The sequence below is a fragment of the Acinetobacter sp. AOR12_HL genome, assembly GCF_027855275.1.
Lineage (GTDB): Bacteria > Pseudomonadota > Gammaproteobacteria > Pseudomonadales > Moraxellaceae > Acinetobacter > Acinetobacter baumannii.
On record NZ_JAKTIJ010000005.1, the window covers coordinates 117238 to 143602 of the forward strand.

24 protein-coding genes, 2 tRNA genes and 1 riboswitch are annotated in these 26365 nt (G+C 40.0%); of the genes, 13 read left to right on the forward strand and 13 right to left on the reverse strand.

From position 1 onward, the window contains the following. Nucleotides 1-645 (forward strand): MBL fold metallo-hydrolase, encoded by a 645-nt coding sequence (locus tag MKL36_RS01625; protein ID WP_021511365.1) that lies wholly within the window; start codon nucleotides 1-3, stop codon nucleotides 643-645. Here MKL36_RS01625 and MKL36_RS01630 read toward each other — a convergent pair. Then, entirely contained in the window at nucleotides 642-836 is a 195-nt protein-coding gene (locus tag MKL36_RS01630; RefSeq protein ID WP_001138289.1) for a DNA gyrase inhibitor YacG, read from the reverse strand. The two genes, MKL36_RS01625 and MKL36_RS01630, sit on opposite strands and share 4 nt — an antisense overlap. Nucleotides 837-923: 87 nt before the next feature. Here MKL36_RS01630 and MKL36_RS01635 point away from each other — a divergent pair, with 87 nt between their 5' ends. From MKL36_RS01635 to crcB, 4 genes are all read left to right on the forward strand, one after another. Further along, a complete protein-coding gene (locus MKL36_RS01635; RefSeq protein ID WP_171251860.1) occupies nucleotides 924-1562 on the forward strand; it encodes an SAM-dependent methyltransferase in 639 nt (212 codons plus the stop codon). Further along, nucleotides 1552-2757 (forward strand): TIGR03862 family flavoprotein, encoded by a 1206-nt coding sequence (locus MKL36_RS01640; RefSeq protein WP_021511363.1) that lies wholly within the window; start codon nucleotides 1552-1554, stop codon nucleotides 2755-2757. Before MKL36_RS01635 ends, MKL36_RS01640 begins: the two co-directional genes overlap by 11 nt. A 77-nt stretch (nucleotides 2758-2834) precedes the next feature. After that, nucleotides 2835-3245 (forward strand): GFA family protein, encoded by a 411-nt coding sequence (locus tag MKL36_RS01645; protein WP_021511362.1) that lies wholly within the window; start codon nucleotides 2835-2837, stop codon nucleotides 3243-3245. A 44-nt stretch (nucleotides 3246-3289) separates the two neighbouring features. Further along, nucleotides 3290-3356: riboswitch (Fluoride riboswitch) on the forward strand. A gap of 124 nt (nucleotides 3357-3480) precedes the next feature. Next, nucleotides 3481-3861, forward strand: coding sequence for a fluoride efflux transporter CrcB (gene crcB, locus MKL36_RS01650; RefSeq protein WP_005129802.1), 381 nt, complete (start codon nucleotides 3481-3483; stop codon nucleotides 3859-3861). A gap of 502 nt (nucleotides 3862-4363) precedes the next feature. Here crcB and MKL36_RS01655 read toward each other — a convergent pair. The 3 genes from MKL36_RS01655 to MKL36_RS01665 all read right to left on the reverse strand — a co-directional run bounded on the left by MKL36_RS01655 (nucleotide 4364) and on the right by MKL36_RS01665 (nucleotide 6603). After that, nucleotides 4364-4696 carry a HopJ type III effector protein gene (locus MKL36_RS01655; protein WP_000046495.1) on the reverse strand — a complete coding sequence of 111 codons (333 nt, stop codon included), beginning with the start codon at nucleotides 4694-4696 and terminating at the stop codon, nucleotides 4364-4366. 252 nt (nucleotides 4697-4948) lie between these two features. Then, nucleotides 4949-5203 carry a type B 50S ribosomal protein L31 gene (locus tag MKL36_RS01660; protein WP_001224256.1) on the reverse strand — a complete coding sequence of 85 codons (255 nt, stop codon included), beginning with the start codon at nucleotides 5201-5203 and terminating at the stop codon, nucleotides 4949-4951. Nucleotides 5204-5304: 101 nt separating this feature from the next. Then, a complete protein-coding gene (locus tag MKL36_RS01665; RefSeq protein ID WP_021511360.1) occupies nucleotides 5305-6603 on the reverse strand; it encodes an ABC1 kinase family protein in 1299 nt (432 codons plus the stop codon). 257 nt (nucleotides 6604-6860) lie between these two features. On the opposite strand from MKL36_RS01665, the gene MKL36_RS01670 reads away from it, so the two are divergent. Next, nucleotides 6861-8108, forward strand: coding sequence for an SfnB family sulfur acquisition oxidoreductase (locus tag MKL36_RS01670; protein ID WP_000202662.1), 1248 nt, complete (start codon nucleotides 6861-6863; stop codon nucleotides 8106-8108). 33 nt (nucleotides 8109-8141) lie between these two features. After that, nucleotides 8142-9392: an acyl-CoA dehydrogenase family protein gene (locus MKL36_RS01675; RefSeq protein ID WP_021511359.1), complete on the forward strand. Its 1251-nt coding sequence runs from the start codon at nucleotides 8142-8144 to the stop codon at nucleotides 9390-9392. A gap of 35 nt (nucleotides 9393-9427) precedes the next feature. On the opposite strand, the gene abeM is transcribed toward MKL36_RS01675, so the two are convergent. Both abeM and MKL36_RS01685 read right to left on the reverse strand, forming a co-directional pair. After that, nucleotides 9428-10774: a multidrug efflux MATE transporter AbeM gene (gene abeM / locus MKL36_RS01680; protein WP_000073360.1), complete on the reverse strand. Its 1347-nt coding sequence runs from the start codon at nucleotides 10772-10774 to the stop codon at nucleotides 9428-9430. 33 nt (nucleotides 10775-10807) lie between these two features. Beyond that, entirely contained in the window at nucleotides 10808-11269 is a 462-nt protein-coding gene (locus tag MKL36_RS01685) for a DMT family transporter (RefSeq protein ID WP_001984522.1), read from the reverse strand. A 117-nt stretch (nucleotides 11270-11386) separates the two neighbouring features. Here MKL36_RS01685 and hemW point away from each other — a divergent pair, with 117 nt between their 5' ends. Beyond that, a complete protein-coding gene (gene hemW, locus MKL36_RS01690; RefSeq protein ID WP_021511358.1) occupies nucleotides 11387-12541 on the forward strand; it encodes a radical SAM family heme chaperone HemW in 1155 nt (384 codons plus the stop codon). Between the two features lie 51 nt (nucleotides 12542-12592). Here hemW and MKL36_RS01695 read toward each other — a convergent pair whose 3' ends face one another. After that, on the reverse strand, nucleotides 12593-13348 hold the full coding sequence (locus MKL36_RS01695; RefSeq protein WP_000207252.1) for an SDR family oxidoreductase: 756 nt from the start codon (nucleotides 13346-13348) through the stop codon (nucleotides 12593-12595). A 112-nt stretch (nucleotides 13349-13460) separates the two neighbouring features. On the opposite strand from MKL36_RS01695, the gene MKL36_RS01700 reads away from it, so the two are divergent. Then, nucleotides 13461-14357: a LysR family transcriptional regulator gene (locus tag MKL36_RS01700; protein WP_000375499.1), complete on the forward strand. Its 897-nt coding sequence runs from the start codon at nucleotides 13461-13463 to the stop codon at nucleotides 14355-14357. A gap of 63 nt (nucleotides 14358-14420) precedes the next feature. Here the strand turns inward: MKL36_RS01700 and MKL36_RS01705 are convergent. From MKL36_RS01705 to MKL36_RS01720, 4 genes are all read right to left on the reverse strand, one after another. Then, nucleotides 14421-14496: transfer RNA gene (locus MKL36_RS01705), tRNA-Lys, on the reverse strand. Nucleotides 14497-14518: 22 nt separating this feature from the next. Further along, nucleotides 14519-14594, reverse strand: a tRNA-Lys gene (locus MKL36_RS01710). Nucleotides 14595-14826: 232 nt separating this feature from the next. Then, nucleotides 14827-16668: a long-chain-acyl-CoA synthetase gene (locus MKL36_RS01715; protein ID WP_000084326.1), complete on the reverse strand. Its 1842-nt coding sequence runs from the start codon at nucleotides 16666-16668 to the stop codon at nucleotides 14827-14829. A gap of 192 nt (nucleotides 16669-16860) precedes the next feature. Continuing rightward, on the reverse strand, nucleotides 16861-20193 hold the full coding sequence (locus MKL36_RS01720; RefSeq protein WP_021511357.1) for an Rne/Rng family ribonuclease: 3333 nt from the start codon (nucleotides 20191-20193) through the stop codon (nucleotides 16861-16863). Nucleotides 20194-20914: 721 nt separating this feature from the next. On the opposite strand from MKL36_RS01720, the gene MKL36_RS01725 reads away from it, so the two are divergent. The 4 genes from MKL36_RS01725 to MKL36_RS01740 all read left to right on the forward strand — a co-directional run bounded on the left by MKL36_RS01725 (nucleotide 20915) and on the right by MKL36_RS01740 (nucleotide 23942). Beyond that, nucleotides 20915-21847 carry an RluA family pseudouridine synthase gene (locus MKL36_RS01725; RefSeq protein WP_001089412.1) on the forward strand — a complete coding sequence of 311 codons (933 nt, stop codon included), beginning with the start codon at nucleotides 20915-20917 and terminating at the stop codon, nucleotides 21845-21847. After that, nucleotides 21844-22518 (forward strand): HAD-IA family hydrolase, encoded by a 675-nt coding sequence (locus tag MKL36_RS01730; RefSeq protein ID WP_005112194.1) that lies wholly within the window; start codon nucleotides 21844-21846, stop codon nucleotides 22516-22518. Before MKL36_RS01725 ends, MKL36_RS01730 begins: the two co-directional genes overlap by 4 nt. A gap of 73 nt (nucleotides 22519-22591) precedes the next feature. After that, complete coding sequence (locus tag MKL36_RS01735; RefSeq protein ID WP_000091415.1) at nucleotides 22592-23287, forward strand: helix-turn-helix transcriptional regulator; 696 nt, start codon at nucleotides 22592-22594, stop codon at nucleotides 23285-23287. A gap of 49 nt (nucleotides 23288-23336) precedes the next feature. After that, on the forward strand, nucleotides 23337-23942 hold the full coding sequence (locus MKL36_RS01740; RefSeq protein WP_000053848.1) for a glutathione S-transferase family protein: 606 nt from the start codon (nucleotides 23337-23339) through the stop codon (nucleotides 23940-23942). A 57-nt stretch (nucleotides 23943-23999) separates the two neighbouring features. Here the strand turns inward: MKL36_RS01740 and MKL36_RS01745 are convergent, their stop codons facing one another. Next, nucleotides 24000-24677 (reverse strand): DUF1345 domain-containing protein, encoded by a 678-nt coding sequence (locus MKL36_RS01745; protein WP_000232915.1) that lies wholly within the window; start codon nucleotides 24675-24677, stop codon nucleotides 24000-24002. A gap of 264 nt (nucleotides 24678-24941) precedes the next feature. Then, nucleotides 24942-25841, reverse strand: coding sequence for a DNA-binding transcriptional regulator HcaR (gene hcaR, locus MKL36_RS01750; RefSeq protein ID WP_000423241.1), 900 nt, complete (start codon nucleotides 25839-25841; stop codon nucleotides 24942-24944). Between the last annotated feature and the right edge of the window lie 524 nt (nucleotides 25842-26365).

Consider the following 26365-nt stretch of genomic DNA (forward strand, 5'->3'; position numbering starts at 1 on the left):
ATGCTGCAAGTCAAAATTGTTCCAGTTACTGCTTTTGCTCAAAATTGTTCTTTAGTTTGGGACAGTGAAACAAAAGAAGCAGTTTTGATTGATGCAGGCGGCGATGCTACTGTTTTGAAAAAAGAAGTAGAAGCCTTAGGTTTAAAAGTAAAAGCGTTATGGCTTACTCATGGGCATTTAGATCACGCAGGGGCTGTAGGTGAACTCGCAAAAGAGTGGAGTGTTCCTGTTGTTGGTCCGCATAAAGAAGATCAGTTCTGGCTAGATATGATTCAGGAAGTTTCGGCACGTTATGGTTTTCCAATCCCACAGCCTGTAAAAGTCGATCAATGGCTTGAAGGCGGTGAAGTGCTAAAACTGGGTGAAGATGAGTTTGAAGTGCGTTTTGCACCAGGACATACACCAGGTCACGTCATGTTCTATAACAAGAATCATGGTTTACTCTGGACTGGCGATGTCCTGTTTAAAGGCTCAATTGGAAGAACAGATTTTCCACGTGGTAATCATGAGCAACTGATTGAATCAATTCAGCGTGAGTGTTTTAGCTTACCAGATGAAACCCAGTTTATTTCTGGACATGGGCCAATGAGTACCATTGGCTATGAAAAACAATTTAACCCGTTTGTCGCAGGTAAAGCGGGTTAATCCTCATAATCATCTTCATGCTGACTACCCTTGTCTTGCTGAGGAGCATCTTGGGTAGGCAGTCTATATTCATCGTTTGCCCAAGCGCCTAAATCAATAAGTTTGCAACGTTCAGAACAAAACGGGCGAAATTCATTACCTTCCCAAACACTTGGTTCACCACAGCGTGGGCAGGGAAATGTACGTGGCATAAAGCAGTAACCTCAAAGTGAAGAGAAATAGATTAGGCAAAAGTCAGGTGACTTGTTAGACTTGTGCCGATTTTTATTTAGTTTGATGTGATTATGCAGATTCGTCAATTTCAAGCACAACGTATGCAAGCGCCTCGCGATTTTACCCCAATTGAAAATACTCCGATTTGTGTAGAAATTGGAGCAGGCAAAGGTAAACATGCTTTGCTATTTAGTGGGCAAAATCCTCAGCACACGTTATATGCAATTGAACGAACTAGAGAAAAATTCTTTGCCATGCAAAAGCAGCATGGTTTGGAGCCAAGAGATAATTTAATCCCTGTGCATGCAGATGCTTTACCTTGGGTTGTACATGCTCTATATCCTGCTCAAGTAGAACATTTCTTTATCCTCTATCCGAACCCAGAACCTCATAATCCGGCACAACGCTGGTTGAACATGCCATTTTTTGAGTTCCTGTTATCACGCCTGAAAACAGGTGGAACGATTACATTGGCAAGTAATATTCCTGAATATATTGAAGAAGCTGAACAACAGTTATTAAACGTGTGGAAGCTGCCTTACCAAAAAGAAAAAATTGCGCAAACTTCTGCACGTACTCATTTTGAAATTAAATATTTAGAGCGTGGCGAGCTTTGTCAGCAGCTCATTATGACCAAGCCTGAAGGTTATAAAACTCGTTTTGATGAGTTTGCACCGCTACAAGGGCAAACACATGTCGAATAAGCAGATTGCCATTATTGGCGCGGGTCCGGCTGGTTTAATGGCAGCGGAGGTGCTGAGCCAGTATGCTTATGAAATTGATGTGTTTGAGCAAAAACCTTCGGCTGCGCGTAAGTTTCTGATGGCTGGTAAAACAGGGCTAAATATCTCGCATACTGAACCATTACCCCAGTTCATTGAACGTTATGACCATGCAGAATGGCTCAAACCGTGGGTTGAAAAATGGGATGCAGTCTGGATTCAGAACTGGATGAAAGGATTGGGAATAGACTCGTATGTGGGTAGTTCCGGTCGTATTTTTCCTGTTGAAATGAAAGCTGCTCCTTTACTGCGTGCTTGGCTAAAACGTTTAGCAGAACAGCAGGTTAAATTCTTTTATCGTCATCGTTGTATTAATTTGCATGGTACAACAGTGACTTTAGAAAACCAAAATAAACAGAATACTGAAACCTTTACCCAACAATACGATGCGGTCGTGTTGGCTTGTGGGGCTGTATCTTGGTCTCAATTGGGCAGTGATGGTACTTGGCAACAATGGATGGATCAATCTAGTATTGAACCTTTTCAAGCAAGTAATGCAGGGGTATTGCACACTTGGTCAGCTTTTATGGAAAGCTGTTTTGGTGAGCCTTTAAAGCGTATCAATGCGTGGGTTGAACCTAGCCAAGTTACTCATGGTGATATTGTGATTACTCACTACGGTTTAGAAAGTGGGGTCATTTATAAACTCGGACGTGACTTAAGAGAACAACAAAAACAAGGAAAAAGCTTAAATCTATTTTTAGATTTATTGCCTGATGTAGAGCTTACACAGTTAGTTAAAAAGTTACAGGCTAGCAAAAAACAATCTCTCACCAATATCTGGCGTAAAGCAGGCTTAGATACAGCTAAAATTAACTTAATTAGAGAAGTGGTTGATAAAGCACTATGGAGTCAACCAGAGACGATGGCGCAAAAAATGAAAGCACTTCAAATTAAGTTAGATGGCTTTAGGCCTATTGAAGAAGCGATTAGCTGTGCTGGTGGTGTTAAGCAAGATGCATTAACTGAAAGTTTAGAGTTGAAACAAACTTCAGGTGTTTTTTGCTGTGGCGAAATGCTGGATTGGGATGCTCCTACAGGGGGATATTTGCTGACAGCATGTTTTGCTACGGGACGAGCAGCTGGTGAAGGTGTGCATTCATTCTTAGAGAAATAACAACGAATTCGGTGCTATGTTTGATATGTGAAAAGTGTTATTTTTGAGCGATCAATAATAATAGGAGCCGGAATCGTATGTCTCAAGCATCGCCAGTCTATCAGGGAAGTTGTTTATGTCAGGGTATTAGCTATGAAATTAAAGGCGATATCGGAGATATTATCCAATGCCATTGTCAACGCTGCCGAAAATCCAATGGAACAGCATTTGCAACGAATGCTCCTATCAATAGTGCAGATTTTAAAATTACGCAAGGTGAAGACCTTATCAAAAAATTTGCTGTGAATGGTGTGTACCGTTGGTTTTGTAGCGAATGTGGTTCACCGCTTATTAGCTCGCGTGATGCTCAGCCTGAACTGTATCGTTTAAGAATTGGGACACTAGATACACCATTAGACCAAAAACCGACTATGCATATTTTTGCTGCTTCAAAGGCAGAGTGGGAATGCATTCATGACGATTTACCACAATATGATGAACGTCCATGATTTAAAAAGTATGTTTTAATCAAATTTTAGATGATTTAATATACTTAAAACAGGGAGATGGCATTCCTCCCTTGAAAAACCGCCGTATTGGCTAATGATGCCTACGTTACCCTCATGTATTTATAGCGCTGGGTACGTAGGTTATTGCGTACTCTGCTTATTTTTGGAGTGCGCCATGTCACGTTTCCCATCATTTTTGTTTGCTCTTTTAGCATCTCACTAAAGGGATGGTCCTATGTATTATCCTTTACTTTCAATTGCCTTAGGTTCAGTGCTCGGGGCGTGGTTGCGTTGGCTTTTAGGTTTAAAACTCAACCCGATTTATCCGCAAATTCCGTTGGGTACTGTTACTGTTAATTTGGTCGGTGGCTTTATTATTGGTTTTGCGATGGCTTATTTTGCTCATAGTGATTTGAGTCCGAACTATAAGCTTTTTGTGATTACCGGTTTTTGTGGTGCTTTAACTACATTCTCAACTTTCTCAATTGAGATCGTCACCTTATTGCAAAGTGGTAAGTGGGGAATGGCAATGTTGGCCATTTCTATTCATTTAATTGGGTCTTTAATTTTTACGTGTTTGGGGTTGGCGACTTATTATTGGGTAGCGGGGCATTGAGTTTTTATATTTAAGAATTGACCATGATTTCAAGTTGTGATAGCTCATCGAAGTTGAGTGTTGGGTAGGATTTTCACGACGGAGTCTTATCGTTGAGTTATCTAATGGAAGCAGCTAATTAAGTTACTTTGGTTTTGCCCAAAGTAACCAAAGGCATCTGTCATTCGCAGAACCTGTTCACTGAATCCATTTATCTTATGCTTTGCAAAAACAATCTTTTATTGACACTACGCAGGCTGCGAATGATGTTATCGCGTATCAAATGTAAGAGGCTAATAAAATAATTAAGAAAAATAAGGCATTTACTATCGTGACAGACGGCATGGATGCCGTCGTTTCGCTGTGCTACATGGATGTAGCATCAGCGCAACAAAGGATTTTTGTTACTTTTCATCCTTGAAAAGTAAGCTTAGCCTATACAATCCATCATTTGGATATCACTTCCATTTAAGGCAGTGCTCATAATAAAAATTAAGTCGTTTCTATTATTTATTTAAATCTATTATTTTTCAGTTAAAGCCTGACCTTCAAACTTCACACCATCCCAACCATTTTGCATAAACTGACGAATATTTTGGTGGTCAGTTCCCTCTGGGGTAGCCAATACAGATGCGTAGTGCTCTGCAAATAAACTTAAAGTTTGTGCTTGGTCTAAACCTTGTAACTTGGCAAAAGAGAAAACTTTCGCACTGCCTTGATTTTCAGTTGCAGCGTTATGCTGTGCGCCATTTTGAAAAGCTGTTGGAGTATGTTGGTAGCGTGCTTCAATATAAGCTAAAACATCTGAAAATTTTGCTGTGCCTGCTTGTAATTGGGCAAGTAACTCTTGTGCCATAATCTTAAACTTCCTATCAAATGGGGCTTAAGCATAGCATTGAATACATGTTTTGAAAGCTTGAGAGCTATAAAAAATGATGGGTTGTTGAGAAAAATCAGAAGCGTTCTTGTGAAAATTGTGGATAAGTTTAACTTTATACACACCTTAGAAAATCATTAAAAAATGCACATAAAAAAAGAAGCCTAAGTGGAGGAGATGAGTCTTAGGCTTCCAATGATTTAAGTGTATTGGTTAAAACTTAACGTAAGATTAACTTTTACGATTGAAGCGGGCGAAGCGTTTGTTAAAGCTTGCAACACGCCCTTCATTACTTGCTTGACGTACTTCACCTGTATAGAACGGGTGTGATGCACTTGAAATATCAAGAGTCACATAAGGATAGACTTGTCCTTGATATTCTTTGGTTTGTTTAGTCTGAATAGTACTACCAATTAAGAAGTATACGTCTGCATTGGTGTCATGAAATAACACTTGTTGGTAAGCAGGATGAATATCTTTACGCACGAGAAATTGTCCTAAATTATTTTTGATTAAAGAAATGTTATAACATAACATCAAATAAGTCAATGTAACCTTAAAAAGGCTACATTGATAAGTAAATTAAGTTAGTTAGAAGGTGGTACAAGCTCTTCAAATAGATCGTTTAGATTGTCATGAACTTTTAAGTGAATGAGGTTCCAGTAGTGTCCTGAAATGGTTCTATTGACCATTAATGTATCTGGTGAAGGCTTAAAGACATCCCAATATTTTAAAGATTTCTTCACGAGTAGCATGCCATCATGATGTGATGAGTTCTCTGCAAAATCATAGGTTGTGGTAAGTGGACGTAACAACACTTCAATCCAGAGTTTATAAAGATCGCTCGGGAATTTACCTTTTTCTGCTAGTGAATGTAGTTCGAGTAATTCTGTTTCAATTAAATCGATATCTTCATGGCGAGCTGCATTCACCAGTCGTTTGAAACTATACACAATTTCATTGGAAAGTGTTTTAACACTGCCATAGTCATAAATAATCACACTACCATCTTGGCGGAAGGCAAAGTTACCTGGGTGAGGGTCACAGTGGAAACGTTTTAAAAAGAACATTTCTTGACCTAAAGCGCGGATTAGACGACGGCCAATTGTGTTTCGAATTTCGATAGGCCAAGAACTAGCAATTTCAATGCTGTCACCTTGTTCAAGGCTTAAGGTTAAAATACGTCTTGAAGAGTAATCTTTATAAACAGTCGGGATAATAATTTTGTCGTCTAATTTACTATGAAAAGTTTTAAAGACTTCAAGATTTTGAGCTTCGATTTCATAGTTAAGCTCTGCTGATAGACTATCTTGAATCTCTGCAAAAAGCTGATCTTGTAGCTTTTTATCAATTTTAAGAACACCCATTAAACGAAGTGCTAAACGTACTTGTTTTAAGTCACTTTCGCAGGCTTCATCAACACCAGGGTATTGAACCTTAACCACAACTTGTTGGCCATTTGGCAAAACTGCTTTGTGAACTTGTCCAATTGATGCAGCGGCAAAAGGCTGCTCATCAAAAGATTTAAAGGCAGCGTTGAGGGGTTTTCCAAGCTCACGTTCAACTTGTTGCTGAATTGCAGAAAAAGGCATAGCTGGAGCTTGGCGTTGTAGTTTTGATATTGCTTTTGCAACTTCGGGTGGGAAGATATCTTTATATTGCGATGCAATTTGCCCAACTTTCATGACAGCACCTTTCATTTCTCCTAAGGTGTCTGCAATCTGTAGACCGATATCTTGAAACAATTTAGTTTTTGCAGCCAGTTTCTGTTCTTCATCCGCAGTCAGGTTTCGAATCGAGTTAGAAACGGTTTTTGTTGCAATGCTCGCGGTCATTCCTGCAAGTTTCATAAATCGTTTGCCAGGTGAACTTGCATTCTTTGCCATATCTTCGATACCTCATTGACTACAACATAATATTGCCTAGGTTTGATCATAGGTGACAAAACTTAAAAAGCCTATAAGAAATTGTTTATCTCCTGTAAGAAAATTTTCGAAAAACAAAATGTTATTTTTATAGTAAAAAATATGAAAAGCTTTTGAAAATTCATTTCATAAACAAAGCTTTAATATCTATAAAGTCGCTGTTTTTTTAGTGCTAAGGTGAAGGGCATGTTAAATAAGAAATAGAGACAATAAAAGTTATGACCAGTCTAAATTCGTCCTATGGGCGCTCTCAAGCGGTTCCTTTATCTGTATTCGAGCAGTCGAAAGACGCACATATTATTCGTTCTGATGAAGAGGCAATAGAGATTGCCAAGCAACTTGCTCAAGAGTTTGCCACAGAAGCATCAGATCGAGATAGAGAGCGCCGTTTACCCTTAAATGAAATTCAACAGTTCTCACAAAGTGGCCTGTGGGCCATTACAGTACCTAAGCAATTTGGTGGGGCGCAAGTCAAGTACCGAACTTTAGCGGAAGTGATCAAAACAATTGCGAGTGTTGATCCTTCTCTTGCTCAATTGCCTCAAAACCACTTGGCTTTTATTGAACATTTAAGACTAGATGCGAAACCTGAACAGCAACAATTCTTCTTTAACTTGGTGTTAAGAGGAATTCGTTTTGGGAATGCATTTTCCGAAAAACACAGTAAGACAGTAGCAGACCTCACTACCACATTAAGAAAGACCGAGCACGGTTATGAAATTAACGGCAAGAAATTCTTTGCAACGGGTGCCTTGCTCGCACATTGGATTCCAATTGTTGCTGTAAATGAACTAGGGCAACCTTATGCTGCACTTGTGCCACGTGAAACATCTGGGGTCAATATTATTAATGATTGGTCTGGTTTTGGACAACGTACCACGGCTAGCGGCACGGTAGAGCTGAATCAGGTTCCAGTACGTGAAGAATATTTAGTTCCGATTTACCAAGCATTTGAGCGCCCAACACCAGCAGGTGCTATTTCTCAGTTTATTCAGGCTGCGGTCGATGCTGGTATTGCACGTGGTGCAATTGAAGAAACGATTCAATATGTCAAAAACCATAGCCGTGCATGGATTGATTCAGGTCTGGAAAAAGCCAGTGATGACCCTTACACCATTGCAAATATTGGTGACCTAAAAATCAAACTGCGTGCAGCAGAAGCGGTATTGGATTTGGCTGGAGATGCAATTGATCAGGCCATTGCCAACACCACCGAAGAACATGTAAACCAAGCCACTCTATTGGTTGCCGAGGCAAAAGTACTCACCACAGAAATTGCTATTTTGGCAGCCAATAAACTTTTTGAGTTGTCGGGTACGCGTTCTACTTTATCTGAACTCAACCTTGACCGTCACTGGCGCAATGCCCGTACCCACACTTTGCATGACCCTGTGCGTTGGAAATATCACATTGTTGGTAACTATTATCTCAATGGAGTTCAGCCGCCTCGTCATGCATGGAGCTAAATTGAAAGAAAAAACAAAATTAGGAGAATAACGATGACAACAGCTCAAATTGAATTAGAAGAACTATCGGTCGGTGCTGATTATGAAAAGGTTGCAAACAGATTTCGTCCCATTTTTGAAAAAATTGCACAAGGTGCAATTCAACGGGAAAAAGAGCGAATCTTGCCTTTTGAGCCGATTCAGTGGTTAAAAGAAGCCAAGTTGGGCGCTGTACGAATACCCCGTAAATATGATGGAGATGGGATTTCATTACCTCAACTGTTCCAGCTTTTGGCAGAGTTAGCAGAAGCTGACTCCAATATTGTGCAAGCTTTACGAGGTCATTTTGCATTTGTTGAAGATCGCTTGGTTGCTCATAAAGAGCATTCTCAGGAAGTCTGGTTTCAGCGCTTTGTACAAGGTGATTTAGTCGGGAATGCGTGGACAGAAGTTGGAAACGTACAGATCGGCGATGTCGTTACTCGTGTCACCAAAGACGCTTCGGGTAACTTGGTGGTAAATGGTGAAAAGTACTATTCAACAGGAAGTATTTTTGCAGACTGGATTGATTTATTTGCTTACGATGAAGTAAATGACCGTCATGTGATTGCTGCTATTTACCGCCATGAAACAGGGGTGAGCGTGATTGATGACTGGGATGGTTTTGGTCAAAAGACAACGGGCAGTGGTACTTTAAAAGTACATCAGGTTCATTTGCCAGCTTCACACCTTATTCCATTTGACCAACGTTTTAAATATCAGACCGCTTTTTATCAGGTGGTGCATCTTGCAACTTTAACGGGTATTGCGCGTGCCGCGGTTGAGACGTTTAGTCAGGAAATTCGTGAACGTAAACGTATTTTTAGTCATGGTAATGGGGACTTAGTTCGTCACGACCCACAAGTTTTACAAGTGGTTGGCAAAGCCTCAGCTCAAGCGTATGCAAGTGAAGCAATTACCTTAAAAACCGCTGAGGCACTGCAAAAAGCCTATGAAAGTCATTTTGCCGAATCCGAAGTGAAAGAGCATCAATTCAATGTAGATGCCGAGCTTGAGTCGGCACAAGGGCAGGTGGTGATTTCTAATCTAGTACTCGATTTAACCAGCCAGTTATTTAATGCCTTAGGGGCATCGGCGAGTAGCCAAGTGAAACAACTTGACCGTTTCTGGCGTAATGCGCGGACAGTGTCTTCACATAATCCGCTTATTTACAAAGAAAAAGTGATTGGAGATTGGGAAGTAAACCGTACAGATTTACCATTTGTCTGGCAAATTGGAGCAAGCCCACGGGCAAAATCTGCATAAAATAAAAAAAGCCGATGTTTCATCGGCTTTTTTTATTAGGTTTGACTTAAACGTTTGGTATTTAAATAGAGTCGTGAGAGCAATAAAACACAGGCAATACTTAAACCAATAATTAAACCTAACCACACACCAGCTACGCCCCAATCGGTATAACGCGCTAAATAAAGACCGATTGGAAAAGCAATTACCCAATACGCCATTAAGGTGATCCACATCGGTGCCTGAGTATCTTGCATACCTCTTAAACAGCCGGCAGCGCTGACTTGTAGGGCATCCATTAATTGATATGCCATTGCAAACCAGAGCAAATACATGGCAACCGGCACAACATTTATATCTTGAGTATAAACCGAGACAATTTGTTCACGGCCTAGAGCAATAAAAGACATGGTCAATAGAGCAAAAAATACTGCTGTGCTTAGACCAATTTTTTGTACTTGGTACATGGAAGCCCAGTTCTTTTCGCCATAATACGTCCCCACGCGAATAGTTAAAGCAATGGCAAGAGAAAGTGGAATCATAAACAATACCGAAGTGACTGAAATCGCTACTTGGTGTGCGGCAATAAAGACTTCTCCTAGAGGGCTAAGGACCAATGCCCCTGTACTAAAAATACTCACTTCAAAAAACACAGCTAAACCAATTGGCAGGCCAAGCTGTAAAATTCTTTTAACCCAAGTCAGGTTAATTTTATCGAATCTGCTAAAAATAGATGTGTTTCGATAAGCCGAAGCCTTATAAATATAGCCTGCTAACGTAATGAGCATCAGCCACTGTAAAATGGATGTTGCAAAACCACAGCCTGCGCTACCCAAAGCAGGTATTGGTCCTAAGCCATACATAAAAATCATGTTAAGCGGGATTAAAACCACTAAGGCTAGTAAGCTAATGACCGTGACAGGGCGGGGATGGCCTAATGCTTCGGAATAGCCTCGGAGCGCTGCATACATGGTTACAGCGGGCATACCCAAACCAATTGCATGTAAGAATAAACTGGCTTTAGGTTGTAAACTTTCTGGTACGCCAAACACATGTAAGAAAAATGGCATAAGCTGCAAAATGAGCATTGCCAATACCCCTAGAATTACTGCAACCCATAATGATTGGCGGACAATCACTGGAATTTGCTCTGTATTTCTAGCGCCTTTTGCTTCGGCAACTAATGGTGTGGTTGCAATCATTATGCCACTGAACAAGAGCATGACTGGAATCCATAAGCCTACACCTACCGCAATAGCGGCTAAGTCTGCGGCAGATAAATGCCCAGCCATAATGGTATCAATTAACCCGAACCCTGCTTGAGCAAACTGCGTAATTAAAATAGGTAACATTAAATGGAAGAGTTGTTTTAATTCAGACCGAAACGACGTGACATTCGACACAAAAGGTACTCTTTATAAATATAAAAAATGAAACTAGCGTTGCAAGGTAAGTAATACACCAACAAAGATGACCACTCCACCTAGAAACCGTTGCCATGTAACAGGTGTCTTTTCGGTACCTAACCAGCCAAAATGGTCAAGTAACATAGAAATGACCAATTGCCCAAAAACGACTAACCCTGTAAAGGTTAAAAAACCAAGCTTAGGTGCAGTATAAATGCTCATGCTAATTGCATAAACCCCAAGAAATCCTCCGGTCCAGAGAAGCCATGGAATATTGGATATTTCACTTAAACTCGGTTTCTCGGCACTTTGGAAGAACACCATAATGGCTAAGACGATAGTACCTATGAAAAATGATAACAATGCTGCTTGCAATGGTGAGTGTAATTGCTCACGAAGCTGAGCATTAATTGCAGTCTGAAAAGCCATGGCAACACCGATTCCCATAGCTAAGGGTAAGATCAGGAAAAGTTGACTAGAGAATTTCATCATTTTTATCAATATTTAAGTATGTTTAAAAACAGTCTAAAGCAATTAAGGTATGTTTTCATAAGCCCATTGATGCAGTCATGTTAAAATAGAAATATTGTGTAAATTGGACCCTGTTCCTTGGCCGTATTAAATCCTGCTTCTGTTCCTTTATCTTTATATATCCACATGCCTTGGTGCGTGCGTAAATGTCCCTATTGCGACTTTAACTCACATGCGGTGCCTGATGGCGCGCTTTCGGCAGAACTCGAGCAAACTTATTTAAATGCATTGGTGGCCGACTTTGAAACTCAAGTCGAGATGGCACAAGGACGTTCAATTCACAGTGTATTTATTGGTGGTGGAACACCTTCGCTCATTTCTGCTAAAGGTTATGCATGGCTATTTGAACAGCTTAAATCGCTGCTTAACTTTGAAGATGACTGCGAAATTACTTTAGAAGCTAATCCGGGAACATTAGAACATGACCCGTTTGCAGGCTATTTAGAGGCGGGTATTAATCGTTTGTCGATTGGTGTACAGACTTTTAATACCGATCACCTGCAAAAGCTTGGGCGTATTCATTCAGCCAACAATGCCATGGATGCAATTGAGCAAGCAAGACGAGCAGGCTTTAAGCGAGTTAATGTCGATTTGATGCATGGCTTGCCAGAACAAACACTAGAGCAAGCACTTTATGATTTAAAGACGGCTGTAGAGCAGGGTGCAACACATATCAGCTGGTATCAACTGACCATTGAACCAAATACTGTATTTTTCCGAACACAACCTGTTTTACCTCAAGATGAGGTGTTAGAAGATATTCAAGAGCAAGGTGAAGCCTATCTAAAAGCAAATGGCTTTATCAATTATGAAGTGTCAGCTTGGCGTAAAGAGCAGCCTTCAGTTCATAATTTAAATTATTGGCAGTTTGGTGATTATCTTGCGATTGGTGCAGGAGCACATGGCAAAGTAACCCGACCAGATGGAGTATATCGTTTCCAAAAGACTCGTTTACCGAAAGACTATTTGGCTAAAGTTCCAGCCGAACATTTGCAAATGAAAAAGATTGAAGCAGATGAACTACCTTTTGAGTTTATGATGAATGCTTTACGTTTAAATGATGGGGTAAAAGCTGAGTTATATGAACAGCGTACAGGCTTAAGTTTAGATGATTTAAATGATCTGCTTACTTCATTGCGTTCGAGAGAGTTATTGGTAGAGGATAGCGGTCGTTTGGCTTGTACAGAGCAGGGGCATATTTTCTTAAACTCGGTACTCGAAGAGTTCTTATAATCAAAGCGTTATAAAGAAAAAGCCGCACGATGAGATGCGGCTTTTTTAATTTTAGCGGGTAGTATAACCACCATTTGCGAAAATCGTCTGACCTGTAATCCACCAACCGTCGGTGACTAAGAAACGGACTAATGGCTCAATATCTTCAATTTTAGTAAGTCCACCTAAAGCTGAAGCTGATTTATGGTAAGCGACTGCTTCGGCAGACTCTTGACCATAAAAGAATGGTGTGTCCATTGGTCCCGGTGCAACAGCAGTCACAGAAATTTGGCGATCTCCAAATTCTTTCGATGCAGCGCGGGTGTAATGCTCAACAGGTGCTTTTAAACCTTCATAGGTTGAATAGAACCCTGTGTAAGCAGCGAGAAGAGAAGTTACGATTGAACAGATTTTTCCGCCGTTATTTAAATGTCGACCCGCCGATTGAATAAAGAAATAGGCAATTTTTGAGTTGATATCACTCATGCTATCAAACTCTTGTTCGGTGGTTTCTAAAAACGGTTTTTTAAGGACTTTTCCGACGGTATTAATCGCAATATCGATACCACCAAAATGTTGTTTCGTATCTATAAACAGTTTTTCAATATTCTCAATATGAGTTAGATCTGCCTGAATTAGAATTGCATCTGCACCCAATGCTTTAACATCTGCTAAGGTCTGCTCTGCATCTGCCTGAGTTTCCGAACTATTATAATGAATTGCGAGTTTTGCACCCTGTTCTGCAAATTTACGACTAATGAGTCCGCCTAGGTTTTTAGCACCGCCAGTAATCAATACAACTTTATCTTTGAGGCTATGAGTTGTCATGATGATTGTTCCTATGATGAATTGTTTTAGTGTTTTTAAGTCTAGATTGGCAGTAATTTGTGATCAATTATGCTAGTTTGGTTTAACTATTCGGAAAATACGAACAATTAAAATGGATCGGTTGCAGCAATTTTATATTTTTACAGAAGTCGCTAAACGACAAAGCTTTAGTGAGGTAGCAAATCAGCTTGATCTACCTCGCTCGACAGTGACGAGTGCCATTCAACAGTTAGAAACTCACTATGGAGTACGCTTATTTCATAGGACTACCCGTAAAGTCAGTCTTACTCAAGATGGCCAACGAATATTGCCAGAATGCCAAAACCTGTTGTTTGATTATGAACAATTAGAACAGTTGATCCAGACACAAAAACAGCATTACCGGGGCACATTAAAAATTTCGATGCCTAGCCGGATTGTGCATCAAGTGATTATTCCTGAGCTGCCTGATTTTTATCATCGTTATCCGGATATTCATTTACAGCTCAATAGTTCTGATGACCTGACTGACTTAATTGAAAAGGGAATTGACTGTGTTGTTCGGGTAGGAGAGCTAGATAACAGTAGTTTAATTGCAAGATTTATTGGCCATTTGGTGATGGTGAATTGTGCCAGCACGCAATATTTACAAGATTATGGTATTCCTGAGCAGTTAAATGATCTTGAACAGCATAAATTAATTAATTACGCAGGAGCTGTAGGAGAAAAGCAGGGAGAATTTATATATCAAGGTGGAACTGTGATGATGGATAGTGCTTTAAGTGTGAACAATACCGAGGCCTATATCGCCGCCGCTTGCGCAGGTTTGGGAATTATTCAACTTCCTTATTATGATGTTCAGGATAAAATTGAACAGGGGATTTTAGTTGAGGTACTGAGTGCTTACAGTGCACCATCGCTTCCACTTAATATTTTGTATCCCAACAGGAGTTATATTCCAAAGCGACTAGAAGTTTTTATGAATTGGGTGGGGGAAGTTTTAAATCGCAAATGTATCGTCATCTTTTAGTCATAAAAAGAAAATAGGATAACAATAAAAAAAGCCTCTCGAACTGAGAGGCTTTTTAGAATTTGGTGGGTCGTCCGCGACTCGAACGCGGGACCAACGGATTAAAAGTCCGCTGCTCTACCAACTGAGCTAACGACCCAAATAGGTTCAAAACTAATAAGTGGTGGGTCGTCCGCGACTCGAACGCGGGACCAACGGATTAAAAGTCCGCTGCTCTACCAACTGAGCTAACGACCCTGAGCGAGAATTAAGTAAAACCTTGTTTTACTTGAATGCAGGAGAAAATCTATAATTTTCTTTAGCAATCAAACTCGAACTGACTCAGAGAGAAGTAACACTTCTAAACACTGTATCGTTTTGATGTCGCGTATTTTAGCAAGTTATTCAACTAACACAAGAGGAAATTTAAAAACATTTGCATGATTGCTTATAAAAAGCACGATTTCCTCTTGTTTAGCTAAAAAATAAACTAAAAACGGTATTTATACGCCTGAATATTGTCAAAAATTTCAGTTGTGATATCACAATAACTGCTTGCACCAGGTAATAAAGCGAGTAAACGTTCAGAAGTTTTGCTTGGATTAAACGCTTCTTCCTTCAGTTTATTCTTCTGATATTTAAATGTACCTGTTGTTTCGACCTTTTTTTGTACACGTAAAAATACAGGTACTGCATAGGTAGGTAAACATTTCTTAAATACGGTCACCATTTCGGTTAAATCAGCATCATTTAGCTCTTCACCATCTGCGAGAGTGATCGCTGCCATACCGGCACGGCCATTGGTATTTGGAATTTCTACCCCATAAACGACAGCTTCGGCAATTTTGTCGTATTCGCATACCATGTTTTCAACTTCAGTCGTTGATACGTTTTCACCTTTCCATCGGAAAGTATCACCTAGACGGTCAACGAACTGTGCATGACGGAAGCCGATGTCACGGACCAAATCACCTGTGTTGAAATAAGAATCGCCTTTCTTGAAGACATCTTTCCAGATCACAGACTTGTTCTTTTCAGGGTCGGTGTAACCATCAAATGGCGAGCGGCTGGTAATTTTCCCGATGAGTAGGCCAACTTCACCTGCTTTTACTTTCTGGCACCAGCCATTTTTATCGCGTATTGGCTCGTTTTTCTCTTTATCGAATTGGATAATGGCATATGGAGTAGGAGAGAAGCCAACCGTATTGTCAAAGTTGAAAATATTACTAAATCCAACATTGCCCTCACTCGATGCATAAAGCTCAAGTACTTCTTTAACACCAAAGCGTTGTTTGAACTTGTCCCAGATATTTGGGCGCATACCATTACCAATCATTTTGGTTACACGATGGTTGCGGTCAAGCTCGGTAACAGGAGCATCCATCAAGTAGCGGCAAAGTTCACCAACATACCCAATGGCAGATGCATTAAATTTTTGAACATCTTTCCAGAATGCGCTAGTCGAATATTTACGTCGAATCGCAAGTGTTGCACTGCCCGCGATAACGCCACACCAGCAAACCACCACGCCTGTTGCATGGTAAAGCGGTAAGGTCACGTACATGACGTCATCTGGTCCTAAGTTTAAGATATGTCCATAGGTGCCATACGCTAATGTCCAGCGACTGTGCTTGAAAATAACCGCCTTTGGTAAACCTGTTGTACCTGATGTGTAGATATAGAACAGACCATCGTTACCAGTGACAGAGCGGGTAGTAGACGGATTGAATTTTGGAAATTGATCAATTTGATCCGCAAGATTGACATAGCCTTCAGGCGCTGTACCCGAGTTTTGACGTGTTGCCTGATCTGCGAACCAGTGGAAGCGGTCTTTAGGTACATTTAAGTCCTGACGAATTTCATCAATAGCAGCTCGGACTTCTTCACCTGCAATAACGGCAATAGGTTTTACAAGATTGATGCTATGAGCGAGAACCTTACCGACTTGAGATGTATTTACAAGTGCAATTGTCACACCAACTTTGGCTAAACCAACAATTGTTGCAATCAGCTCAGAGCGGTTTTCAATCATTACAGCAATGACGTCCCCTTTACGCGCTCCGAGAGAAAGGTAGTAATGGGAAATCTGGTTTGCCCATTCATTTAAAGCTTCATAAGAATAACTTTGATCTTCAAATAATAATGCCGTGCCTTTCGGATTTCTTTTAACAGCTTTTTCAAAAGCAATACCCAAACCTGTTGGAGTATTTGATGTTCTTAAATAAGCCTGTTTAAGACCATTTAGGATATGGGGTACTTTGGGAATGAAGCTAGGAAGTCTTGTGGCAACATCACCAAGCGTAATGATATCGGTCTGTGTTGTCTGGCTCATATCAATCCTATTTATTTTTCGATCAATCCAAAAAAGGTTGTGTGGGCAAAAAGTCCAATAGTTTTCATGGTTCACCATGCTTTTAAAACTTTTCTTCTAGTGCAATCAACCTAATTGGCTAAAAATAACAAAAAAAACCTAGTCATCGAAATGACTAGGTTTGTTTAAATTAGCTGCAATTGAGCAAATGGCTTACTCAGCTACAGGATTAGCTTTTTTTGGCGGACGGCCACGAGGGCGACGAGGGCGGCTCGGTTTGTCCTTATCTGCCTTAACGTCTTCTGACTCGGCATCAGTTGTTGCTTCAGTCGGAGCTACTGTTTCTTCAGCCGCTGCTTTTGCTTTGCTTGCTGCTTTTGATGGCGCAGGTTCCTTTGCCACAGGAGCTTCAGCTACTGTTTCTTCTGTAGCTTTTTCCTCTGCAGGAGCAGCTTCAGGTTGTACGACTTCAGTTGACTGATTAAGTTCAAGCGGTTGTTGTGCTGGTTCAACTGTTGCTTGTGTTTCAGCAGTTGGAGCAGCAACGGTTTCTTCTGCTATAGGAGCAGGAGTAGCAACTTCTTCTTGAGCAGAATGTTGTTGTTTCACTTGCTCAAATGCTTGTTCCGCAGCAAGTTTTGCTAAACGACGGCGCTCACGCGGGTCATTTGCAACACGTGGAGCTGGTGCTTGCGGCGGAGTAAGCGGAAGTACTGGTGCAGGTTCTGCTTCTTCAGCCGGTTTGTGGCTTGGAAGTTCTGCATCACGAGTTACCGGCTTTTTCTCTTCTGTTTCAGCAGAAACTTCAACCACTAACGTACTTGCGTACTGTTCTGCAAATTTCTGCAAAGCACGATTAAACGTTGGGACTAGACCAAATTGTTCAATCAATACGGTGCAATCTTCACCATACACATGACGGATTAAACTACCGATTGTGTGTTGTGCCAAAGTTGGAATTTGCGATGGCGCAATAGATGGCGCAGCTGCCTTAGCGTGTTTAGCCTCACGTTGCTGACGACGACGCATACGAGGGTCATTGCTAGCACGTTTGATTTGTGGCTGAGCAGCTTCTTGGCTTGGCTGAGCTTCTTCTTTGGTTTCAACTACAGCAGCTTTCTCGGCTACAACAGGAGCTGGAGTTGGCTCTTGAGCAACTTCAGTAGAAGTCGTTTCAACTCGCTCAACGTGACGACGCTCAGGTGTAAGTGCAACAATCTCACTTTGACCTTGATCAACATTGATGATTAAAGCAGTGTTCATGACATCATGCTTAGGTGCATCAATCACATCAACCTTAATTTGTTTTTCATCAACAACAACCGGTGTATTTTGATTTTCATTTAATACACTTGGATCGCGGTGGCGATTTGGACGGTTTGGACGTTGTTGATTATTACGGTCACGACGTGGCACAGCATTTTCAGTGTGTTGTACATCATTATTTTGATGTTGCTGATCTTGCTGCTGTTGACGTTTTTGCTGACGTTTTAACTCACGTTGTTCTTGGCGTGACAATTGAACCACTTCTTCATGAACTTGATGTTGCTGTTCATGGGATTGGTGATGTTGTTCACGTTGCTCTTTATGTTTACGCTTTTTGTTGTTCTGACGTTGTTGTTGAGATTTATCATCTTTTTCAACATGTTCGCGAACATCTTGTTTCACAGGTGACTGTGAAATGTAAGCGTTATTTGATTGAACTGGCGCAACTTCTGCAACAGCAGGTACGGCTACTTGACCGAACTGTCCGCGGCTTACTGCGCCTGTATTCACCATTTGCTCAATCGCAGCAGCAGCATTTTGTGCTGAACGAGATTGGTCAACTGTTTGCGCTTGTTTTTGAACAAACAGGTTTTCTAACCATGCACAAGGGCTTGCTGCTTTTTGAGCAGAAGGTTGTGCTACAGGTTGAGTTGCATGATTTGCTTTTTTCTGAGCCGCAGCATGAGTTGAAGCTGTAGCAGTTACATGAGCATGGCCATGATCTGCTTCTTCTAAATGCCATTCAGAAGACTCATAACCTAACTCTTTCTCGCTAGAACGGGTTGCTTCTGTACGTTCATAGCTAGATGGAGCAAAGCCATCTGGGTTATATGCAATTTCGTAATGTGGAGTTTCTAAGTGTGGGTGTGGTAATACAGTCACACGTACACCAGAAGTTTGCTCTAAATACACCAGACTATGGCGTTTTTCATTAAGCAAGAAGGCTGCAATTTCAACTGGAACTTCAACCTGAACTTCACCATGACGTTCACGAAGTGCAATCTCTTCAACTTTACGCATAATTGAAAGAGAAAGCGAACGTAAGTCACGAACCATTCCTGTACCATGACAGCGAGGGCATACATAACCTGTTGCTTCTTCAAGCGATGGGCGTAAGCGTTGACGGCTCATTTCCATTAAGCCAAAACGAGACAATTGACCGAACTGGATACGTGCACGATCGCTTTGTGTTGCTTCACGAAGTTTTGCTTCAACCATACGTTGATTGCGTTCTTTAGTCATATCGATGAAGTCGATAACAACTAAACCGCCAATGTCACGTAAACGAAGCTGGCGAGCAATTTCTTCTGCTGCTTCAAGGTTGGTGTTCAGTGCAGTTTCTTCAACATCATGACCGCGAGTCGATTTCGCAGAGTTAATATCGATTGAAACTAAAGCTTCAGTCTGGTCAATGACGATTGAACCGCCCGAAGGAAGTTTTACTTCACGTTCATAAGCAGTTTGAATTTGGCTTTCAATACCAAAATGAGCAAACAATGGCTCGTTTAAAGTATAAGTTTTTAATTTGTCTAATTGACGAGGCATCACTGCTTTAACAAAGTTATATGCTTCGTTATAAGCTTGTTCGCTATCAATTAAGATTTCAGCAACGTCATCACGTAAGTAATCACGAATTGCACGTGTTACTACACCCGCTTCTTGATGAACAAGCATCGGAGAAGGGCCTGAGCTCGCTGTACCTTGGATTTGTGCCCAAAGGTCAAGTAAGTGTTGTAAATCGAGCTGTAATTCTTCTTGAGTACGCCCAATACCGGCAGTACGAACAATCACGCTCATACCACGAGGTACATTTAAAGAAGCTAAAATTTCTTTTAATTCTTCACGTACTGAACCTGAAATTTGACGGCTAATGCCACCACCTTTCGGGTTATTTGGCATAAGAACTAAATAACGGCCTGCAAGGGAAATAAACGTAGAAAGTGCTGCACCTTTATTACCACGTTCTTCTTTTTCAACCTGAACTAAAAGCTCTGTGCCTTCAGTAATAAGTTCACGAATGTTTGAAGTTTGACGTGGGTCTGCCTGAAAATAGCTGTTCGCAATTTCACGCATAGACAAGAAGCCTTGACGACCTGCGCCATATTCAACAAAAACAGCTTCTAAAGATGGTTCTACGCGGGTGACATGGCCTTTATAGATATTGGATTTTTTCTGTTCTCGGGTACGATTCTCTAAATCAAAATCGTAAAGACGATTACCAGTGATAAGTGCAACGCGAACTTCTTCGGCATGAGTTGCATTAATCAACATACGTTTCATGGGTGTGACACCTAATAGTGACTCACACAAACAAACCAAACAAACTTAAAGGTTCTGAACGAACATCGAACATGACGGATCATTTCCCAGATCTCAAAATACTTGTGGTCTGAGTCATCTGTTACCGGCTACATTTAGCCTTAGCTTCGATTCTCGTCTGTGATGTAGGCAATACTGCTTCAACCTTTAAATCGGAATTCCTTTTTGCTTCACTGGCGGGTGAGCGGTGCATTGGTTAATGACTTTCACTGTCATTGGGCGCGAAGTGACTTCTTTTTGGAAGTTTGATACGGAATGCTCATCGTATCGGTGCTTTCGGCAGTTCCAATGCATCAACGCTTTAGCCTGAAGGCAACATTAAGGAGCGATTTGTCTGATGTGTATCAGTTTACGTTCCATAACCAACTAGAGTTGGTAACATATTTTTTTGAACAAACTGAATTAAACGCAACAGTTTGTCATTTTGCCGATATAATAAGCCTTCGGCGTCGGCATAATTCTTTAGGACCTGTCCGAGCTGGTGATGAAAGCATCATTTTGATTGAGGTTTCAATCAGGGAAATTTCCCTTTAGATGTTCACTTACGGTGGTATCCGTGCGCTGACTATATCAAACCTTGCAGCATCTGCCTATGGGCTAAGCTTAGATTTCTTGTGAAAAAACTAAGCTAATCGGTCATTTATTAATCAAATTTCGTAAAATTTCAGGTTTAAATATTAGTATGAATTCTACACAGCAATGGCAAAGTGTCACTTGGTTTGAGGTGGATGAGCATCAAGCAGGACAACGAATCGATAATTTCCTGTTTTCACGTTTAAAGGGTGTGCCAAAGAGTCGAATTTATCGTTTGATTCGTGAAGGTCAGGTTCGCGTGAATAAAAAACGTATTAAAGCCGAGACCAAACTTGCAATTGGGGACCAGATTCGTGTTGCACCTATTCGCTATGAACAAAAAGATGAAACTGCTGTTCCTGTAAGCGACAGTGTGGCTCAAGGTTTATTAAGTCGTGTGGTCTATGAAGATGAAGGTCTATTAGTTGTAAATAAACCATCAGGTATTGCTGTACATGGTGGTAGTGGCGTGGCTTATGGTTTGATTGAGGCACTACGTGCGGCAACAGGTAAAAAATATTTAGAACTGATTCACCGTATTGACCGCGATACTTCTGGCCTAGTTATGATTAGTAAGAAGCGTAGCACTTTAAAACTGCTACAAGATATGTTGCGTGAACACAAAATTCGTAAGACCTATGCAGCGATTGTAAAAGGTCAGGTGAGTCTTGATAAACAGCTCATTGATGCTCCTTTATTTCGTTATGAGTTAGCCAATGGCGAACGTCGTGTACGTGTATCTAAAGAAGGTAAGCCAAGTAAAACCGAATGGGTAGTTGCAGAGCGCTTTAAAAATGCCACTTTAGTTCATGCATCTCCTTTATCAGGGCGTACCCATCAAATTCGTGTACATGGTTTAAGTATTGGACATCCGTTGGTGGGCGATGATAAATATGGGCACAACACTGCATATACGGGGCCTGAAGCACGCCGTTTGTGTTTACATGCCATGCGTTTGGATATTCCGGGTTATCCAACGATTGAAGCACCGTTGCCAGAAGACATGACCCAGTTATTAGAGGCTTTGAGAGTAGCAAAATGAGTCTGAAAACCGAATTAGTGATTTTTGACTGGGATGGTACTTTATATAATTCTGTTGGTCAGATTGTTGCAAGTTTACAGCATGCGGCAGAAGAGCATAAGTTAACTCTGACTGATGAAGCCGCAAAGAGTATTATCGGTTTAGGTTTGCCGGAAGTGATGCAGACCTTATTTCCAGACGTACCTGATTTGCATGATTCGATTTTAAAAGCATATGGCGATCACTATATTGCCAACTCGACAAATGATGCATGGTTTGAAGGTATTTCTGAACTACTTCATGACTTAAAAGCTCAAGGTTTAAAACTTGCAGTTGCGACGGGTAAAAACCGTCGTGGATTAGACCGTGTGATTGCAAAAACACAGAGTACTCATCTGTTTGATGTCACTCGAGCAGCCAATGAAACCCGTTCAAAACCAGACCCGCTCATGTTACAAGAAATCTTGACTGTAACTGGAGTAAGTGTCGAACAGGCAGTTATGATTGGTGATAGTAGTTATGACCTTGAAATGGCTCAGCGTTTAGGTATGCCTCGTATTGGGGTGGGCTATGGAGTGCACTCGGTCGAAGTTCTACAACAGTTCCAGCCTTTAACCATTGCTAAAGATGTACCTGAGCTGCACAACTTTTTAAGAGAGTATGCAAAGTTATCTACTGTAGACGTAGCGTAATTTAAAATGATGTAAGAGGGAGGAATTTATTCCTCCTTATTTTTAAAACTAAAGAACAATAAGAAGAGAAAAAATGAGCCGCTCTATTCGTCTATTAAATCTTTTACAGCAACTCCGTGAATCTCGTTATCCCGTTACTGCTCAAGTCTTGGCTGAACGCTTGGGAATTAGTATTCGCAGCATTTACCGTGATATTGATAGTTTACGTGCTCAAGGTGTCAGAATAGATGCATCGGCTGGTTTGGGGTTTCAGCTTAAAGAAGATATTTTATTACCACCGGTTACTTTTAATGAGAATGAAGCCGAGGCTCTATTTTTAGCTTTAGAGTGGTTGAAAGACGTTCCAGATCAGGCAATGAAATCGGCAGCTGTTTCAATCTATTCCAAACTTTATGCGGTTTTACCAGAGCACCGGAAATATTTGATCGATGACATGACGCTAGGCGTTACACATTACTGGCATCCGGTTGATGAAGCTTTAGTAGAACAAGTACGTTTAGCGATTCGTAAACAAGTAAAGATCAAAGTCGATTATTGCGATGAACACAAGCGTATAAGTCAACGTTCTCTTTGGCCTTTTGCTTTAGGGTATTTACATGACAAAGTTGTACTTGCTGCTTGGTGTGAATTACGGCAGGCCTTTCGCCATTTTCGGATAGATCGTATTCATGACTTGCAAATGAGTGAGGAAATATATCCTGAATTTAAAAAACATCTGTTTCAAAGATGGTGGAAACAAGAAATGCAAAGGACTACTGACAAAAACTGACAAAAGGTATTTGTAGACTAGGAATCACGATAAACAAGGAGCAATAAGAATGAGTCTTAAACTTTATACTAACAATGAATCGCGTGGTGTCGTTATAGACTGGCTTTTGGTTGAGCTTGGCGTGGAATGTGAACGTATTGAAGTAGCATACCGAACCGAGATGAAATCACCAGAATATTTAAAGCTTAATCCGTTTGGGAAAGTGCCTGTATTGGTAGATGGCGATGTCGTTATTTATGAATTAGGTGCAATTTGTGCATATCTGGCAGACAAATTTAGTGACAAAGGTTTGGCACCTGCTTTAGATGATCCGAAACGTGGTTTGTACTATCGTTGGCTTTTTATGATGGCGGGTCCTTGGGAAGCTGCTGGTGTCGATAAAGCTTTAGGAATAGAGATCTCACCTGAGCAAAAAATGTTTGTGGGTTATGGTGATTATAACGATGCTTATCAAGCTTTAGTTCAAGGACTGAGTGAAGCAAATCCGTATGTATGTGGTGAACAATTTACCGCTGCAGATGTAAGTGTTGGAGCCATGCTATTATGGCAATTAAAAATGAAAACGATTGAATCGCACCCAGTTATTACACGTTATGTTGAAACGATCAAACAGCGCGAAGGCTTAAAACAAAGCAGTATGGGCCAACTGTTGTAAGTATAATTATTCTTAAAAGCCCCCAAAATGGGGCTTTTTTGTTTTTTAATAAAGGTTCTAGTTAGTAAGAAAGCCAGCAGCAACGTTAATACAAATCGCTAAAATGGTCGTGTTGAAGCCAAAAGATAATACAGCATGAAATAAGTTTAAAAGACGCATATGTTTGTTGGTAATTGAAACATCGGCGGTTTGTGCTGAGGTGCCAATGATATAGCTAAAATATAAGAAGTCAGGGTAGGTCGGATGTTCGGTACCCGGGAAGTCTAACCCACCGTTCTCTTCATTTCTGGATAGAGCCATATAAAAGTCATGGGCGTAATGCAATGCGAAAACGGTATGCATGAAAAGCCATGCTGAAATAATGGTAAGTAAAGCTAACGCTACATGTCCTAACTTTTCATAATGCCCAGAAGGGAGCTGGGAAAGTTGTACCAAAATCGCAACTAGACTCATTGTGATGGCCAATAAAACAATGAGCATAATGACCCATTTACTTTCGTCCTGTTTTTTGGCTTGCTGTTGCATTTGTGAATGGTCGGCACTTCTCATCAGTTTCCAGACATGGAGTAAATATAAACTGATCGAGCCATTCCAGCTTGCTAATAAAATGGTAGACCATTTCCATGAAGTGAGCCATGCTAATAAACTTGCAACAATCACTCCAAAAATTAAAGCAATAAAGAAGTGAGGGCGGTTTTGTACACTACGTCCTAAATGCTGAAATAGTCCAACCATCTTGTTAACTCTCCTTGCTGTTATCTTAAATATATTTTTTTACTGTTTGGTTAATTTAACATTAGGTTTTATATAACCTTTATACTTTAGATCGTCATTTTTGTTTTTATTAAGTGTGACAATCTAAAATATAATAAAAATTATCTCAAATTAATTAATCGATAAAAGATATTAAATAAATTTTAATTTCATTTATTTATACATACATTTAAATTTTCTAACTCATTTATTATTTAATAATAAGCGTAAATATACCTAAAGTGCTTAATCTAGATTTTTATCAAGATGAAATACTTTGTTGAGTTGATCAATAAATCTTTTTACACCGACTGACTCTGTATTTTTACGATAACTAACAAATAAATCTAAAGAAGGTAATTCGACATCTAGAGGGCGAACTACAGTGTTAGAAACCCCTAAAGGCGCGACATAGGCAGGTAAAATAGTACAACCTAAGCCTGAACCAATAGAGTTTATATTAAGTAAAATGCTATCGGCCTTTTGTACAATATTGAGGTCAATACCATGAGTTTTAGTAAACTCTAAAATTGTATTGTGTAGTGTATTAGATTGCTCAGCTGCCGGAATAATAAAATCAATACCATGCAAAGCTTTGACCGGAATACGGTCATATTTCGCAAGTGGATGGTTTCTTGGTAATAAAAAAATTAAAGGTTCTGTTAAGACAAATTGGCTTTGGATTTCATCATTTTCAGTATTATCACGGGTAAACGTGATGTCGAGTTCACCTCTTTTTAAGGCTTTGAGTTGCTCAGCATTATTTAAACTTGATAATTCAATGGTGAGGTCAGGGTGTTGTAAGCGCAGATTTGGAAGTACGTATGGAAAAATTTTCATTTCTGCGATGGGGACGAAACCGATACGTAATAATTGTTGTTTAGCCTTTGAGACTTGGCGGGCCATCGCTACTGCTTTATCAGCTTGAGCAAGCGTTAAACGGGCATGCTCTAAAAATACTTCACCTTCTTCTGTTAACTCAACTTTACGTTTTGTGCGGTTTAAAAGTCGTACCCCGACATCTTCTTCTAAATCTTTAATTTGTTGGCTAAGGGAGGGTTGAGCAGTATAGAGTTTGAGAGCGGCCTTACTAAAATTTAATTCTTCAGCAACTGTAATGAAATATCGAAGATGGCGTAATTCCATAAGACTAATCCAAAAAATGTCTTACTATGATTTAAGCAAAGTATAAAGCATAAAACTATATAGCGTGAAGGTGCTTTAGGTATTTATAAAATAAATGAAAATTTATAAATCATTATGAAATTAATATGAAATTTTATTTAATTATTAATTTGTAAAATATATTAATTCATATTCATAACCAAAGTGATTTTAAATTTAGAAAAGAAATTTAAATTACTTTTCAGAAATTCACTTAAAGTTTTCTCATATTATGAAAAAAAGTATTGTTAATTTAACAATTGAGAATCTTAATTTCTAACAAAAAATGTGTAAGGAGTATTTTGTTAATAAATGTTTCGGTTCATCTTGCTATATTTTTTAGTTTTTTCAGTGCATGTGCTGCTTGGTTTAATAGTTTATATATGAAGCAAAATTGATAAAATTGAGCAGTTTTAAAAATAAGAGATTAACCACAAAGAAATTAGCTCACCTCTGCTGTAATTCTTTGCTTATTATATTCTATTGTTATGTTATACAGTAGCTTT

What these genes read in the sequence shown, in the direction of transcription:
- MKL36_RS01625 (WP_021511365.1), top strand. Translation starts at nt 1, where the DNA reads ATGCTGCAAGTCAAAATTGTTCCAGTTACTGCTTTTGCTCAAAATTGT.
- MKL36_RS01630 (WP_001138289.1), bottom strand. Translation starts at nt 836, where the DNA reads ATGCCACGTACATTTCCCTGCCCACGCTGTGGTGAACCAAGTGTTTGG.
- MKL36_RS01640 (WP_021511363.1), top strand. Translation starts at nt 1,552, where the DNA reads ATGTCGAATAAGCAGATTGCCATTATTGGCGCGGGTCCGGCTGGTTTA.
- MKL36_RS01645 (WP_021511362.1), top strand. Translation starts at nt 2,835, where the DNA reads ATGTCTCAAGCATCGCCAGTCTATCAGGGAAGTTGTTTATGTCAGGGT.
- crcB (WP_005129802.1), top strand. Translation starts at nt 3,481, where the DNA reads ATGTATTATCCTTTACTTTCAATTGCCTTAGGTTCAGTGCTCGGGGCG.
- MKL36_RS01655 (WP_000046495.1), bottom strand. Translation starts at nt 4,696, where the DNA reads ATGGCACAAGAGTTACTTGCCCAATTACAAGCAGGCACAGCAAAATTT.
- MKL36_RS01665 (WP_021511360.1), bottom strand. Translation starts at nt 6,603, where the DNA reads ATGGCAAAGAATGCAAGTTCACCTGGCAAACGATTTATGAAACTTGCA.
- MKL36_RS01670 (WP_000202662.1), top strand. Translation starts at nt 6,861, where the DNA reads ATGACCAGTCTAAATTCGTCCTATGGGCGCTCTCAAGCGGTTCCTTTA.
- MKL36_RS01675 (WP_021511359.1), top strand. Translation starts at nt 8,142, where the DNA reads ATGACAACAGCTCAAATTGAATTAGAAGAACTATCGGTCGGTGCTGAT.
- MKL36_RS01685 (WP_001984522.1), bottom strand. Translation starts at nt 11,269, where the DNA reads ATGATGAAATTCTCTAGTCAACTTTTCCTGATCTTACCCTTAGCTATG.
- MKL36_RS01695 (WP_000207252.1), bottom strand. Translation starts at nt 13,348, where the DNA reads ATGACAACTCATAGCCTCAAAGATAAAGTTGTATTGATTACTGGCGGT.
- MKL36_RS01700 (WP_000375499.1), top strand. Translation starts at nt 13,461, where the DNA reads ATGGATCGGTTGCAGCAATTTTATATTTTTACAGAAGTCGCTAAACGA.
- MKL36_RS01715 (WP_000084326.1), bottom strand. Translation starts at nt 16,668, where the DNA reads ATGAGCCAGACAACACAGACCGATATCATTACGCTTGGTGATGTTGCC.
- MKL36_RS01720 (WP_021511357.1), bottom strand. Translation starts at nt 20,193, where the DNA reads ATGAAACGTATGTTGATTAATGCAACTCATGCCGAAGAAGTTCGCGTT.
- MKL36_RS01725 (WP_001089412.1), top strand. Translation starts at nt 20,915, where the DNA reads ATGAATTCTACACAGCAATGGCAAAGTGTCACTTGGTTTGAGGTGGAT.
- MKL36_RS01730 (WP_005112194.1), top strand. Translation starts at nt 21,844, where the DNA reads ATGAGTCTGAAAACCGAATTAGTGATTTTTGACTGGGATGGTACTTTA.
- MKL36_RS01735 (WP_000091415.1), top strand. Translation starts at nt 22,592, where the DNA reads ATGAGCCGCTCTATTCGTCTATTAAATCTTTTACAGCAACTCCGTGAA.
- MKL36_RS01740 (WP_000053848.1), top strand. Translation starts at nt 23,337, where the DNA reads ATGAGTCTTAAACTTTATACTAACAATGAATCGCGTGGTGTCGTTATA.
- MKL36_RS01745 (WP_000232915.1), bottom strand. Translation starts at nt 24,677, where the DNA reads ATGGTTGGACTATTTCAGCATTTAGGACGTAGTGTACAAAACCGCCCT.
- hcaR (WP_000423241.1), bottom strand. Translation starts at nt 25,841, where the DNA reads ATGGAATTACGCCATCTTCGATATTTCATTACAGTTGCTGAAGAATTA.